The sequence below is a fragment of the Symbiopectobacterium purcellii genome (genome assembly GCF_052050035.1).
Taxonomy (GTDB): Bacteria; Pseudomonadota; Gammaproteobacteria; order Enterobacterales; family Enterobacteriaceae; genus Symbiopectobacterium; species Symbiopectobacterium purcellii_A.
On record NZ_CP189882.1, the window covers coordinates 1,215,785 to 1,229,135 of the forward strand.

General features: G+C 45.3%; 14 protein-coding genes, 1 tRNA gene and 2 pseudogenes. 10 read left to right on the top strand and 7 right to left on the bottom strand.

Annotated features, from left to right (window positions below; translation table 11 throughout):
- Positions 1–15 precede the first annotated feature (15 nt).
- Positions 16–2,166, top strand: a complete 2,151-nt coding sequence (locus ACQGXV_RS09250; RefSeq protein WP_440866219.1) for a pentapeptide repeat-containing protein — start codon at positions 16–18, stop codon at positions 2,164–2,166.
- A gap of 425 nt (positions 2,167–2,591) precedes the next feature.
- On the opposite strand, the gene ACQGXV_RS09255 is transcribed toward ACQGXV_RS09250, so the two are convergent.
- The 3 genes from ACQGXV_RS09255 to ACQGXV_RS09265 form a co-directional block, all read right to left on the bottom strand.
- Positions 2,592–2,801 (bottom strand): hypothetical protein, encoded by a 210-nt coding sequence (locus tag ACQGXV_RS09255; RefSeq protein ID WP_440867859.1) that lies wholly within the window; start codon positions 2,799–2,801, stop codon positions 2,592–2,594.
- Positions 2,785–3,057 carry a KilA-N domain-containing protein gene (locus ACQGXV_RS09260; protein ID WP_440866220.1) on the bottom strand — a complete coding sequence of 91 codons (273 nt, stop codon included), beginning with the start codon at positions 3,055–3,057 and terminating at the stop codon, positions 2,785–2,787. The genes ACQGXV_RS09255 and ACQGXV_RS09260 overlap by 17 nt, the downstream gene beginning before the upstream one ends.
- Before the next feature lie 85 nt (positions 3,058–3,142).
- The gene (locus ACQGXV_RS09265) at positions 3,143–4,066 is read right to left on the bottom strand and encodes an IS5 family transposase (RefSeq protein ID WP_440862815.1); all 924 of its coding nucleotides are present in this window, start codon (positions 4,064–4,066) and stop codon (positions 3,143–3,145) included.
- A gap of 63 nt (positions 4,067–4,129) precedes the next feature.
- On the opposite strand from ACQGXV_RS09265, the gene ACQGXV_RS09270 reads away from it, so the two are divergent.
- On the top strand, positions 4,130–4,690 hold the full coding sequence (locus ACQGXV_RS09270) for an IS30 family transposase (protein WP_440867353.1): 561 nt from the start codon (positions 4,130–4,132) through the stop codon (positions 4,688–4,690).
- 160 nt (positions 4,691–4,850) lie between these two features.
- Complete coding sequence (locus ACQGXV_RS09275; RefSeq protein ID WP_440866221.1) at positions 4,851–6,887, top strand: prolyl oligopeptidase family serine peptidase; 2,037 nt, start codon at positions 4,851–4,853, stop codon at positions 6,885–6,887.
- Positions 6,888–7,769: 882 nt separating this feature from the next.
- On the opposite strand, the gene ACQGXV_RS09280 is transcribed toward ACQGXV_RS09275, so the two are convergent.
- Positions 7,770–8,027 (bottom strand): recombinase family protein, encoded by a 258-nt coding sequence (locus ACQGXV_RS09280; RefSeq protein WP_440866222.1) that lies wholly within the window; start codon positions 8,025–8,027, stop codon positions 7,770–7,772.
- Between the two features lie 328 nt (positions 8,028–8,355).
- Here ACQGXV_RS09280 and ACQGXV_RS09285 point away from each other — a divergent pair, with 328 nt between their 5' ends.
- Both ACQGXV_RS09285 and ACQGXV_RS09290 read left to right on the top strand, forming a co-directional pair.
- On the top strand, positions 8,356–8,607 hold the full coding sequence (locus ACQGXV_RS09285; RefSeq protein WP_440863665.1) for a hypothetical protein: 252 nt from the start codon (positions 8,356–8,358) through the stop codon (positions 8,605–8,607).
- 186 nt (positions 8,608–8,793) lie between these two features.
- A complete protein-coding gene (locus ACQGXV_RS09290) occupies positions 8,794–9,306 on the top strand; it encodes a transposase family protein (protein ID WP_440866223.1) in 513 nt (170 codons plus the stop codon).
- A 35-nt stretch (positions 9,307–9,341) separates the two neighbouring features.
- On the opposite strand, the pseudogene ACQGXV_RS09295 reads toward ACQGXV_RS09290, so the two are convergent.
- A pseudogene (locus ACQGXV_RS09295) lies at positions 9,342–9,912 on the bottom strand (IS256 family transposase); the annotation flags it as partial.
- A 34-nt stretch (positions 9,913–9,946) separates the two neighbouring features.
- Here ACQGXV_RS09295 and ACQGXV_RS09300 point away from each other — a divergent pair.
- The 5 genes and pseudogenes from ACQGXV_RS09300 to ACQGXV_RS09320 form a co-directional block, all read left to right on the top strand.
- Entirely contained in the window at positions 9,947–10,312 is a 366-nt protein-coding gene (locus ACQGXV_RS09300; protein WP_440862584.1) for an IS630 transposase-related protein, read from the top strand.
- On the top strand, positions 10,236–10,769 hold the full coding sequence (locus ACQGXV_RS09305; protein WP_440862665.1) for an IS630 family transposase: 534 nt from the start codon (positions 10,236–10,238) through the stop codon (positions 10,767–10,769). The genes ACQGXV_RS09300 and ACQGXV_RS09305 overlap by 77 nt, the downstream gene beginning before the upstream one ends.
- A gap of 104 nt (positions 10,770–10,873) precedes the next feature.
- The gene (bet, locus tag ACQGXV_RS09310) at positions 10,874–11,614 is read left to right on the top strand and encodes a phage recombination protein Bet (protein WP_440866224.1); all 741 of its coding nucleotides are present in this window, start codon (positions 10,874–10,876) and stop codon (positions 11,612–11,614) included.
- On the top strand, positions 11,598–12,272 hold the full coding sequence (locus ACQGXV_RS09315; RefSeq protein ID WP_440866225.1) for a lambda exonuclease family protein: 675 nt from the start codon (positions 11,598–11,600) through the stop codon (positions 12,270–12,272). Before bet ends, ACQGXV_RS09315 begins: the two co-directional genes overlap by 17 nt.
- Before the next feature lie 11 nt (positions 12,273–12,283).
- Positions 12,284–12,616, top strand: a pseudogene (locus tag ACQGXV_RS09320) (Tn3 family transposase); the annotation flags it as partial.
- A 183-nt stretch (positions 12,617–12,799) separates the two neighbouring features.
- On the opposite strand, the gene ACQGXV_RS09325 reads toward ACQGXV_RS09320, so the two are convergent.
- Positions 12,800–12,875 (bottom strand) — tRNA-Lys (locus ACQGXV_RS09325).
- Positions 12,876–12,884: 9 nt separating this feature from the next.
- Positions 12,885–13,265 (bottom strand): DUF1640 domain-containing protein, encoded by a 381-nt coding sequence (locus ACQGXV_RS09330; protein ID WP_440866226.1) that lies wholly within the window; start codon positions 13,263–13,265, stop codon positions 12,885–12,887.
- Between the last annotated feature and the right edge of the window lie 86 nt (positions 13,266–13,351).

A 13,351-nucleotide genomic window follows, 5' to 3' on the forward strand; every position in this document is an offset into this window, starting at 1 on the left:
GAGCGTTTGTATAAAATGAGAATAGAAGATTTGAGCGGAAGAGGCGCACTGGCCCCAATAGATGCATTTGAAGAAAATGACATTGTAGAGAAATTACGTTCCGAACTTTCTATAGAAGAACGCCAAGTTCTTCTTAACCGATTGATTGCATTGAAGCATGGGGATTTAAAAGAGTTTTCAGCTGCATTGATTAACCTTGAAGGTGTTAACATGAAGGACATGCAGCTACCTCAAACTGAAATTATTCATTCCTATTTGAATAATATTAATGCAATTAACTCTGATTTCCAAAACGCTAATTTTAGTCATTCTGAATTCAAACATTCCATATTAAGGAATGTAAAATTTCAAAAAGCTAACTTGATAGGCGTTAATTTTAAGGAGGCTATTCTTGAGGATGCAGATTTGACTGAATCCATTTTAAAAAGTGCTAATCTTAAAAAAGCTGTATTAAGCTACGCTAATTTAAAGCGCGCTAATTTAGAAAAGGCTGATTTATACGAAGCTGTTCTGGAATTTGCTGATTTTGAAGATGCAAACTTAGAAAAAGCTAATATTCAAGATGCGTCTATGTCTAATGCAAATTTAGAGTATGCTAATCTAGAGGATGCTATTTTATCAAGCTCCGATTTAGATTATGCCAATTTCACTGAAGCGAATTTGGAAGGGGCTGATTTAAGTTTTTGCAGGCTAAAGAATGCAAGCTTCGATGGTACTGCATTGAGCAATGCTAAGATAAATGATGCGTATTTAGTTGGGGCTTCATTTTCTGGCGCAACACTGGATGATACTTCTATATCTTTTGAATTACCCGATGAATGGAATGATGAGACCCTTGATATATATATAAATCATATAACCAATGATGATACTGGTAGCATTCTAACTACATTAGATAGCATTGGAAATGAGTATTTTAATCTAAAGATAAACTTAGCGAATGATTTAATTGATTCACTCCGAAAAGCAAATGCCAATATTACATCAGTTGCCGAGCCACTTATTGATGTTTTATCTAGAGAAGTATACCAGACGGATGAAAACATTTCCAATTTCATTCAAGAAGTATGTCATGGATATTTTTCTAGGTATAATATGAATATCTTACTCGAGCCAAAAGAATCTATTCTTAATGCTGCAATTAACTTTTTCAATCGCGATTTATCTTTGTCGACCTCTAGTGAATTTAATGCTTCTTTTATACAGTGCATTCAAGAAGCAATCGATATTCCTGAAATGAAAGAAAAAGCGACTGAATTGTATGATGGATATCTTTCCCAAACCCCGATAAGGCAGTTATTAACAAGAGAAACAGATTTAAAATTATTCTTTGGAAATTATTCAGGTCAACCTAACTGGTCAGACATTGATAGTAATAATTATGTTTTGCTATCTCCAGTAAATAATCAAAGGTCAATGATGTTGTCATCTAGTAATCTCGCTAAAATGCGTAACCCAAAGGAAATCATAAGTTGGAGTAATTTCTATCTATTTGATAATGGCAATAGTTTTCCAATAGATGACTTGAATTTTGAAAATGTGTTTAAATTACAATTTCCGCTTTTTTCGGGGCCTTACTCTTATTCTTTGCGGAGTGTAAATTTTAGAAACTTACTGGACTCACTGGAGCTCGGCGAAGCGCTTAATCAAAAGTTTTTATTAGCACTAAATCAGCGTATCATCACTAATGTTAATGATAAAATGGTTAGTATTGTAAAACAAAATCAATTAAGCGAGATTTTTAATGAAAAACTTGATTTTGATGAAAACGGCAGTCCTTTTTTAAAAGAGGAGTATTATAATCAAATATTGGGAGTGTATCATTTGACCAGTGATAGCGAACAAGAAAAAGCAAAAAAGCTTTTATCCCTTAGCGCTATTTTTAGTCGTTATTCATCTAGCGAGGTATTTGGTACAGAACTCGATTCCCCATTGGCACTACGGTATTATAGCTCAGCAATTATGCGTAAGGCTCATGAACTCAGTTCAGTAGTTTTTATTGGGGGTAGAGACAACGTAGACCAATTCGTAGACTGGAATAATAGACTTATTGCCAGAGGGGATGTGTTCTCTTGCACCTCAATCTTATCAAATATGATGATAGAACATGCACAAGCTAAATTTCCTAGTGTCATAAATTCTCTACTACCGCCAGCATGGAACTGAGCATTTCACTGTACTGGCAGTTGTTGAATATTTTTCTGCTGAAGACCACATTATTATGAACTTCAGGCATTACAATATATACCGGTCATAATTCAATATGCATCTGCATATTCAGCAGAAGGCAGGTGAAGTAAGCTTACCTGGTGGCCTTGCCGAGCATCTCAGAAGTACGTTGAGTATATTGGTGTAACGAATCAACAGACAATCCGGTAATCAACTGAATATAGGCTTTGCTGAATAAATCGAACTTTTAGGTGACTGGCGGATCTGATCACTACAGTCATTTCAGCATAGGGTTCCCATGGCAAAGCAAACGTTTAAAATCACCAACTGGTCCGTCTACAACAATGCTCTCAGGCAGCGCGGTTCATTGACAGTCTGGCTTGATGCCCAATTCCCCCTCGAAAGGCGGCTGAGGGGTGAACTCATGCATAAATCATCTCCCCGGAGAGTTGAGTCAGTGGTGCTTCGTTCAGCATGACGGCAAAGCTGCAGGCTGTTGTGGCTCTATTTTTATCTATCATTGTTTCTTTTTTAAGCCAATAGACATAGCGAATAGCTAATGCAGGTACAACCCAAATGCCTGATTCAACGCCGCCATGCATTGTCTTTAATGCGTTATAGCCAAGCGACATTATTTTGATAACAGCCAGCTATGCTTCTTTGCCGCATATCAGGGCATAGGATGTAATCATTTTTAAGTCGGTTGGCTATATTACCTAACGATTTTGCTATCTTACGAGTCCCCTTGCTTTTGAAAAAAGCCGAAGGTCTCTGTGATTTAGTCGCTCTACCTTGTGCAACGGCTGCGCGATGTAAATCATTCAGGCAGTAACGCCCGAAAGCATCTTGACGGACGACGGTATTTTCAATGACAACTAATTTAGACATAACAATTTCTCCATAATTAAACGGATGTGGGCTTTGTTGAATAAATCAGAATTAGCCGACAGGATGACTCCCTCTGCTACACCTGTTATCCTATCCTGACGCTGTGTGGCATACCCAACAACGTCATACGGTTCAGCGCTTTGACCATCGCTATGGCTTCACCTACTTGAGCCTCATAGTCACGCAGGCTCAGATGGCCACCCAGCAAAGTTTTTATGCGGAACATCGCTGTTTCTGCCACTGAACGCCGGTGATAACCCACTTTCTTTTTCCACATATCATTACTCCCGCTCAGACGCTGATTCGCCACCGCATGGTTACGTTCATGGTACTTGTCCGGCCAGTATTTGGCTCCGCTTCGCGGCGGGATAAGGGGCCTGATTTTCTTTCTTAGCAACGCATCGTGGCAGTAACGGGCGTCATAAGCACCGTCTGCTGACACTTCCCTGATTTTTCGGTGGGTTTGGTTAATCAGGCCCGGCAGTGCCTGCGCATCTGTCGTTCCGCTGAGCGATAAGTCGGCACAGATAATCTCATGCGTCGCACTGTCTGCTGCCAGATGAAGCTTGCGCCACACTCTTCGTCTGTCAGCCCCATGCTGCCTGACTTTCCATTCACCTTCGCCAAAGACCTTCAGACCGGTACTGTCGATGACCAGATGCGAGATTTCACCACGCGTTGGCGTTTTTATGCTGATACTGACGGTTTTTGCCCGCCGACTGACCAGAGAGTAGTCCGGGCAGCGCAGTGGCAGGCTCATCAGTGTAAAAACCGAGTCGACAAAGCCCTGTAATGCCCGGAGCGACAGGTTAAACACGCGCTTTATCATCAAAACCGTGGTAACAGCCATATCGGTGTAGTAAAGCGGCCGACCACGACCTTCAGGCGAAGAACTGTCAGTCCATGCAGCGATGGCGGACTCATCAAGCCAGACCGTCAGGGAGCCGCGTTGTCTGAGTGCTTTGTTGTAGGTGGGCCAGTTGGTGATTTTAAACTTTTGCTTTGCCATGGGGAGCTGCTATCGGGAGCGATGATAGTGCTTTGATCCGGCGATCCCCTGAAAGTTCGATTTATTCAACAAAGCCGGTACAATGCCGAAAACCTCAAATCAGGCCCTATTCCCAACCGTGTTGGTATTGAGTATCGCCCAGCTCAAGCCGAGCTTAAACAGGAGCCTGGCCACTTCGAAATTGACACTATTTTTGGCAAAGACCAGAAGTCATTCTTGTTAACTATCGTAGATAAAGCATTGAAAACCGTCATTATTCGCAAACTGCCTAATAAGCGTGCGGAGACTGTGGTTGCTGCTTTCAGGGACATTGAAGCTAATACCTTTTGCAAGTTTAAGACCCTAACAGCTGATAACGGCCCTGAATTCGCTCTGCACGAGCAAATTACTCAAATCACAGGGGCGCAGGTCTACTTTGCCCATCCTTATCATTCCTGGGAGAGGGGCTTGAATGAGCACACCAACGGGCTGATACGACGTTTTTACCCAAAGGGAACAGACTTCAGTCAGGTCAGTCATCGTAAGATTGCCGAACTCGAACACATACTCAATACAAGGGGCAGAAAATCGCTGGGCTATCGTTCCCCCAATGAGGTATTTTTAACGCACTTACTGGTAGCATAAGCCTCTACCGTTTTGTTGCGTTTCGAGTGGGAATGGGGCGGGTATACCTAAGAAACACACTATGGAATATTCGATGACAGAAGGCACTCAACAGAGATATGTTTAAGTGAGAAGCCTTTTAATAACTAACAGGCCTGAATTATCAACAAAAGGACTCGTGATGGCGCAAAGACATTTTCAGGATTTGCTCAGTAAACTTGAGCTACCACAGGACGATGCAGCACTACGCTGGGTTACCGAACAAAACCACAGAACTATGGCGCAATTTGCCCGGAGCGGGCGTTTTCAACAGATGCAGCAGGTCATCCTGACGTCGTTAAATGATCAGGCGAACATTCCCTGGGGTGACCATTATCACAATATCGTTTATAACTTCTGGCAGGATGACCATCATCCTCGCGGCATCTGGCGGCGCACTCATGAAGCATTGTATTTGACCGCGGAGCCAGAATGGGAAATTGTGCTGGATATTGATCGCCTGAATGAAGATGAAGACGCAAACTGGAGTTTCAGTGGGGCCGATCTGCTTTATCCTGATTTCTCGCGGGCGCTGGTTTTTTTATCGAGCGGTGGCGATGCCTGCGAAATCCGCGAGTTCGATCTGCTCAGCAAGAGCTTTATCAGCGACGGTTTTTTTCTCCCGGAGAGCAAAAGTTCGGTTGCCTGGCTCGACGAAAGTACCTTGTTACTGGCACTGGATGCAGGGGGAGATACCCTCACCACATCAGGTTATCCGCGTTGTGTTCGTCGATGGCTGCGTGGCACTTCCCCCTTGGATGCCGCTCTGATTTACGTTGGCGAAACTACCGATATGATGGTTTCGGCCTGGCATGATCATACTCCGGGTTTCGAAAAAACCCTGGTACATTGCAGCCGGGATTTTTATCGCAGCTGCACATACCAGCTCACTGTACAGGGCAGGCTGGAACCCATCGATATCCCGGAGGATGCATCCTCCGGTTTTTTTAATGACTGGTTGCTTGTCACACTCACCACCCCATGGCAAATAGCGGATAAAACTTATCCGGCCGGGGCTTTGCTGGCGACAGATTTCATTGCTTTTCAACAGGGCCAGCGCAACTTCACCGCCCTGTTCACGCCGGATATGCAGACTACATTACAGGGTTACAGTTCGACCCGTGATTATCTTCTCCTCAACCTGACCCGGGATGTGGTCGGAAGAGTTGACGTTTTAAAAACAGAGAACGAGCAGTGGAGCTGCGTTCAGACACTGGCATTACCTGACTTCACGACGATTTCGGCTTCAGGTATTGATATGGAGAGCAACCGTTATCAGCTGGTGAGTTATGGATTTTTGCAATCCTGTAGTCTGAGTTATGGCGATCTGGATGACAAAACGCTCCGTGTGGTAAAGCAGGGCCCGGAATGTTTTGATAAGACGGATTTTCAGGTTACCCAGCATTTTACCCAATCACTGGATGGCACCCGTATCCCCTATTTTCAGATAGCCACTAAAGAGATTGCGCCCACTGGGCTGCATCCTACTCTGCTGTATGGCTACGGAGGTTTCGAAGTCTCTTTAACCCCCGAATATCTGGGCACTAAAGGGATCACCTGGTTGCAAAAAGGGGGGATCTACGTGATGGCCAATATTCGCGGTGGCGGTGAATATGGTCCGGAGTGGCACCAGGCGGCACTTAAACAGTATCGATATCGCGCCTATGAAGATTTTGCGGCAGTGGCTAATGATTTGATTAGACGCGGGGTGACCTGTGCAGCCAGATTGGCAGCACAGGGGGGGAGCAACGGTGGATTGCTGATTGGCAACATGCTGACAGACTACCCCACACAGTTTGGCGCTCTGGTATGTGAAGTTCCGCTTCTGGATATGACCAACTATCATCGCTGGCTGGCGGGCCCCTCATGGATTGCTGAATATGGAGATCCGGATGTTGTTGAAGAAAGACAATGGCTGCAAAGCTATTCACCATTCGACAAAGTATCTTCCGGTGAATGCTACCCGCCAGTGTTGTTTACCACAGGTACGCAGGACGACCGTGTCAGTCCTGCACATGCGCGGAAAATGGTGGCCCTGATGCAGCAGCAGGGCCATAACAATGTCTGGCTGTATGAAGAAACCGAGGCAGGCCACGGTAGCGCGCCAGAGAATAGCCAGGTCGCATTTTACCATGCGATGACCGAAGAGTTCTTGTGGCAAATGCTTACTGAACGATAACAAGGGTTACCTACAACCAGGATGATGCTGAGTGGCAGTTATTGTGAGCCCGGTGAAATGGATTGCGGGCCGCTACATACTCTCCTATAACTCTGCTTACAGAAAAAAATCGCTGATGAGTGATTTTCACAACAACCAATGGGGGTGTAAACCACCCTGTGTGTTCAAGAAATGAACTTAGCGTACGTTTTCGTACGGTTGGGCTTCAGACCCCGCTAACAGGCAAGCTGTTAGCCCTCTCACGATTCCGATCTGAATGCCCCGCGCTTTAGCGTGGGGAGCTACTTTTGGGGCGCTTGCGCCGATGCTGTTCGGTTATCCACTTTTCAAAGGGGATAACCGTAATGTTTTTCTTTTTTTTGGTTTATCTTTTAATACGTAAGTAATTAAAAGATAAACCAAAAGAGTAATTGCGGCATATGGTTTGCACTTCATTGTGACTTACCCACAAGCTATACAGCAGTTGTAGAAGGTCTACGCCGGAACCGCCGAAAAATCCGTCATTCAGACAGGGAGGATGGGTTGGATCTCGAAAATTATTGTACGTTTAGGCTGTTTTTTGTACTGAGGTTTATTGCAGACGAGCAGAATCCCCGCCAGCTAAGGCGGTAGTTTGTGGAGGTCAGGCAAAGGTTGGTGAGTAGTATTCCTGTTTGCGCTGGCGAGCTGCGTCACGCCTCGCTTTCATCCTGGCTAATCCGGCTGCGGCCTTGCGCGTCCAGTTTTCAACCCTGATTGCGATTAACCGCACATCCCCGGAGGATATGATTTCATTAGGGTCGGCCTTAAGCAGCCTGGCGCGTTCACGGTAGGGTGACCGTAAGGATTCGTTAATTTCTGGCAATAAGCCTAAAAGTTATATCTAAATATTTTATATAACCATTAGACTGCATCTTTTGCTAAAGATACGTACCTGAAGAATGTCGCCCGGGAAATTTTTAACGTTTCACAAATCTCATTGATACTTAAAGATTTATCCTGATACATACGCCAGCTCATCATCACTTTTGGTGCGCTTTTGCTGACCGCCCTGCGTCCCCCTTTTCGCCCCCGGGCGCGTGCAGCCGCGAGGCCTGCCCTGGTTCGCTCCTGGAGGAGGCGTCTCTCAAACTGGGCCAGGGACGAAAAAATGTTAAGCACCAGTTCACCCGATGCGGTGGTGGTATCAATGGCACCATCGCACGTAAACTAGTTGCTGAATAGAGACTTGCATTTTTTGTCAGGCTATTGAGAATAAAAAGAGGTTTAACTGGCTTTGTTGAATAATTTAACCGTTTGATTTACATCTTCTTTAGTTAGAATGCATTTACAGAGAATGTATTTTGTTAGAACGACAAATCAAATAGTTAGCACAATAAAAAGCATTCCGAGAGGAAAAATTAGTCGTTGAAATTTTATAATGCTTATATAAATCAGTATCTTAAATTATTCAACAAAGCCGGTTTAACTTAGAGAATAAAGGTTTGAAATGATCAACAAAGAGCGGTTGTTACGAGATAATCGTTTATGTAAAGCAATCATTGGATTATCAGTCGAAGAATTGAAAAATTTAGCCGCTGAATTTTCAGCTTGTTATTTGATTTATCGGAAAAAGAATCGAAAAGATCACGAGCGGCAGATGGGTGCAGGGCAGAAAGGATTTATCCCAACCCCATTAGATAAACTGCTTTTTATTTTATTGTATTTAAAATGGGCTTTGTTGAATAATTTAAGATACTGATTTATATAAGCATTATAAAATTTCAACGACTAATTTTTCCTCTCGGAATGCTTTTTATTGTGCTAACTATTTGATTTGTCGTTCTAACAAAATACATTCTCTGTAAATGCATTCTAACTAAAGAAGATGTAAATCAAACGGTTAAATTATTCAACAAAGCCTTTAAAATGTTATCCGACCTATGATTTGCAAGGACTCCTTTTTGGTTTAGATAGAACACGGGTATGTCGCTGGGTAAAAATATTATTGCCGGTTTTAGAGATGACCTTGGGGCGAGAATGTGTTTTGCCCGCTCGTCAAATTCGCTCTGCTGAGGAATTTTTTCGCGCCTTTCCTGGAGTTAAAGACGTCTTTATTGATGGGACAGAGCGACCTGTCCAAAAGCCTAAGAATCTGCGTCGGCGAAAAAAAATGTATTCGGGAAAGAAAAGACAGACCACTCGAAAAGGGCTTATTATGACTGACGAAACAAGGCAAATTGGATTTATCCCCATGAGCAAAAATGGGCGCCGTCACGATAAACGCTTACTCGATAAAGTCGATATAATTCGCCATATTCCTCCTGAGGTAACCATCTGGGCAGATACCGGTTTTCAAGGTATAGATAAACAGCATCCTAATACACAAATCCCAAAAAAAGGAACTCGAAAAAGACCTTTATCGCCTGAACAAAAACAAGAAAATAAAATAATCTCGTGAGTCTGTAAAGAATTTTGTGTAAATGGCTCCATTGCTTAACCGGAGATTCGTTCTCCATACATCAACATGAATTGGCTCATAGCAGGTTTACAGTCTCTGATTGGCAAGGTCCATTTAGCAGAGATATTATGCAAGGCTAGATAGAGTAATTTTATCACCGAGTCATCCGTTGGAAATATTCGTCGCGTTTTCGTTATCTTGCGCAATGAAGCATTTAACGACTCTATCGCGTTGGTGGTGTAGATAACCTTGCGGATCTCCGGCGGAAAGTCAAAAATGACGATGAGACGTTCCCCAATTATTTCTCCACGACGGGCTGATCGTCGGGAACTGCTCATCCCATTTGGCCGCGAAGGCATCCAGGGCCTCTTCAGCGCCCTCTAGCGTTGCGGAACTATAGATGGTGCGCAGGTCAGCAGCAACGGCCTTACGCTCTTTCCAGCCGACGTAGCGCAGCGAGTTCCGCACCTGATGCACAATGCAGAGCTGTACCCGCGTATGCGGGTAAACAGCTTCAATGGCACCAGGAAAGCCTTTCAGGCCATCGCAGCAGGCGACGAAGATGTCCTTTAGCCCACGATTTTTCAGTTCTGTCATCACAGATATAGCTAAACGACTTAATTTTGATTACATTATTTAAATGAGCTATTCAATTGATTTTAGACGTAAAGTGATATCTACACGGAAAAACGAAGGGTTGAGTATCCGAGAAACAGCGAAGCAATTTCGGATTGGCCCTGCCTCTGTATCGCGTTGGATTAATCAAATAGAGTCAAAAGCATCGACCACGCGTCAGCGAAAGATCGATAAATCCGAGTTGATAAAAGATGTTGAACAATATCCAGATGCTTACCAAAAAGAACGTGCAGAGCGTTTTGGCGTTTGTCAGAAGGCCATTTGGCAAGCGCTTAAAAAGCTGGGATTGACCTATAAAAAAAACTCTACGTCATCCGAAAGCCGACGAAAACGCCCGGCAGGGATTTCAACAAAAAAAACAACAGTATGAAAAAGAAGGTAAACCTATTGTTTTTATTGATGAAAGTGGTTTTTCACACGATGCCCCACGGACTCACGGCTATTCCCCAAAAGGTCAACGGTGTTTTGGCCTGAAGAACTGGGGAGCTAGGGGAAGAACAAATGTTATCGGCGCTTTATTAGGCACAACGCTGTTTGCTATCGGATTATTTGATATCAATATTAACAGCGATGTTTTCTATGCCTGGGTCACACAAGTCCTTATCCCAGTACTCCCTAAAAACAGTGTAATCATGATGGACAATGCCACTTTTCACAAAAAACATAATATTCAACAAGTCATCATCGATGCAGGGTATATGGTGGAGTATTTGCCTACATATTCGCCAGATCTTAACCCAATTGAGCATAAATGGGCACAAGCAAAAAGCAAAAAAAGAGAGATGGGTTGCGATACAGAGAGTTTGTTCTCAGTCCATATGGTGTAATCAAAATTAAGTCGCTTGGCTATATTTGACGCCATATTCCACCGGGTGAAAGTTGAGCGGGCGTTTTGGATTTATAACAGGCAGAACAGCGCGGAGGATGCAGCATGAGCACGGCATTAGCAACCATGGCTGGAAAACTGGCTGAACGCCTTGGCATGGCACCAGGCACCGAATTAATGAGCACGCTGAAGAATACGGCCTTCAAGGGGGGGAGCGTAACGGACGAGCAATTTACCGCCCTGCTCATTGTTGCCAACCAGTACGGACTCAACCCGTGGACGAAAGAGATTTATGCCTTTCCTGACAAGGGCGGTATTGTTCCGGTTGTGGGTGTCGATGGATGGGCGCGGATCATTAACGAACATCCGCAATTCGATGGCATGGAATTCAGCTACGACAAAGAGGAAGGCGCCTGCACCTGCAAGATTTACCGCAAAGATCGCAAACACCCCACTGTCGTTACCGAATACATGGGCGAGTGTAAGCGTAATACCCAGCCGTGGCAGTCACACCCCACCCGTATGCTACGCCACAAGTCACTTATTCAGTGCGCTCGAATGGCATTTGGGTTTGCTGGAATTTACGACAGCGACGAGGCAGAGCGGATTATTGAAAGCACGCCAGCAAGTGTTCTCGTCGGAAAGGAAACCGACGAACGTCGCCCCGCCCTGATCGCCAGATGCGAAGAGGCGGCGCAACTGAGCATGGAAGTCTTCGCTGAAACGTGGAAGCGCCTCTCTCAGGAAGAGCGCCAGATTATCGGCAATGCAGAGAAGGAGCGCATCAAGGAAAGCATTCCCGTCGACGCAGAATACAGCGAGGTAAATCATGCAACAGCGCAGTGATGAATGGTTTGCCGCCCGGTGCGGAAACGTCACCGCCAGTCGCCTGTCTGACGTAATGGCAAAAACCAAATCGGGCTATTCCGCCTGCCGCCAGAACTACATGGCAGAGCTTATCTGCCAGCGCCTGACCGGAAAACTCGAAGGAGGTTATGCCAGCGCCGCCATGCAGCGGGGTACTGAACTTGAACCGGTGGCGCGGGAAATGTACCTGCTTAACCAGTTCGATGCGGAAGTGACGGAAGTCGGGTTTATTCTTCACCCCGATATCGCAGGATTTGGCGCATCGCCTGATGGTCTTGTGGGGGATGATGGTCTGATTGAAATCAAGTGCCCCAATACATGGACGCATTTAGAGACCATTAAGACCGGTAAGCCGAAAAACCAATACCTCCTACAGATGCACGCCCAAATGATGTGTACGGGCCGAAAATGGTGTGATTTTGTCAGCTATGACGACAGGCTACCGCCAGACCTTGCCTATTACCAGTTGAGAATTCATCAGGACGATAAACGGGTTACTGAAATACAGGAGGCGTTAAGGCAGTTTCTGGCTGAGCTTGAAAATGAACTTGAGGCTATAGCCAAGCGACATTATTTTGATAACAGCCAGCTATGCTTCTTTGCCGCATATCAGGGCATAGGATGTAATCATTTTTAAGTCGGTTGGCTATACCGTTCCATGTGCTGGAAACCACATACGAAGAGTACCTCCGCCTGGCGTCACTGGTCACGGCCAACGACGGCATCACCGATGCCATAGAGGCACTGCCGATTTTTCCGCACTATTCGTTTGATCCGGAAACGCTTTATGGTGCCGTTGACGGACAGAAGTTTGGCGTCGAGCGATCAACAGTAAAGGCCCGACATTCGCGTAAATACTTCGGCAGCGGTAAAGGCATGGTCGCCTACACGCTGCTGTGTAACCACATCCCGATCAACGGCTACCTGATTGGCACAAACGACTATGAAGCCCACCATGTCTTTGATATCTGGTACCGCAATATAGCCAAGCGACATTATTTTGATAACAGCCAGCTATGCTTCTTTGCCGCATATCAGGGCATAGGATGTAATCATTTTTAAGTCGGTTGGCTATATCAGGAAATTATCCAGGGTAGCCGCATGAGTGCATGCACGTCGTCGGGCGGCCGTGCAATCAGGTTCAGCCTGACGCAAGGGGTAGCATGGTGGGTTGTGCAGGATTCGAACCTGCGACCTATGGATTAAGAGTCCAGAGCTGTACCAACTGAGCTAACAATCCGTAGTGGCATCACATTTTGAGAATGGCAGCAATGATGCTCACGGCAGCGGCGACCATTAGACCAAGCCGGATGGTCATCTGCATGCCAAGTTTATCAAAACCGGCAGTCATATCCTTACGGACATCGGCTATCTCTGCGGATAAGTCCTTGCGGACATCGGCTATCTCTGCGGACAGGTCCTTGCGGACATTGGCTATCTGCGCGTCGGTCTTCTCGAAGCGGGCTTGCATCTCTTTACGCACGTCCTCAAGGTCACGCTTGGTAGCGACATCAGCCACCTCATGAGACTTGCGTACGACGAGCGAAATCGCCTTGGCCTGTTCTCTGGAAATACCAGCAGTCTCAAGCTCTTCTGATGCCTGCAATGTATCAAATGCGACTTGGCCCATGGGAAATCCTCCTGTGTTAAGCCAAGTGTAAGCGATCTGACCGCCAATCTGCAAAATTTTACCCGTTAGCCCCTTCTAACCACAGC

Excerpts from the sequence above, each read along its gene's own strand:
- ACQGXV_RS09250 (WP_440866219.1), top strand. The coding sequence starts at position 16 with ATGAGAATAGAAGATTTGAGCGGAAGAGGCGCACTGGCCCCAATAGAT.
- ACQGXV_RS09260 (WP_440866220.1), bottom strand. The coding sequence starts at position 3,057 with ATGTCTAAATTAGTTGTCATTGAAAATACCGTCGTCCGTCAAGATGCT.
- ACQGXV_RS09330 (WP_440866226.1), bottom strand. The coding sequence starts at position 13,265 with ATGGGCCAAGTCGCATTTGATACATTGCAGGCATCAGAAGAGCTTGAG.
- bet (WP_440866224.1), top strand. The coding sequence starts at position 10,874 with ATGAGCACGGCATTAGCAACCATGGCTGGAAAACTGGCTGAACGCCTT.
- ACQGXV_RS09265 (WP_440862815.1), bottom strand. The coding sequence starts at position 4,066 with ATGGCAAAGCAAAAGTTTAAAATCACCAACTGGCCCACCTACAACAAA.
- ACQGXV_RS09255 (WP_440867859.1), bottom strand. The coding sequence starts at position 2,801 with ATGTCGCTTGGCTATAACGCATTAAAGACAATGCATGGCGGCGTTGAA.
- ACQGXV_RS09285 (WP_440863665.1), top strand. The coding sequence starts at position 8,356 with ATGATCAACAAAGAGCGGTTGTTACGAGATAATCGTTTATGTAAAGCA.
- ACQGXV_RS09275 (WP_440866221.1), top strand. The coding sequence starts at position 4,851 with ATGGCGCAAAGACATTTTCAGGATTTGCTCAGTAAACTTGAGCTACCA.
- ACQGXV_RS09315 (WP_440866225.1), top strand. The coding sequence starts at position 11,598 with ATGCAACAGCGCAGTGATGAATGGTTTGCCGCCCGGTGCGGAAACGTC.
- ACQGXV_RS09300 (WP_440862584.1), top strand. The coding sequence starts at position 9,947 with ATGAGCTATTCAATTGATTTTAGACGTAAAGTGATATCTACACGGAAA.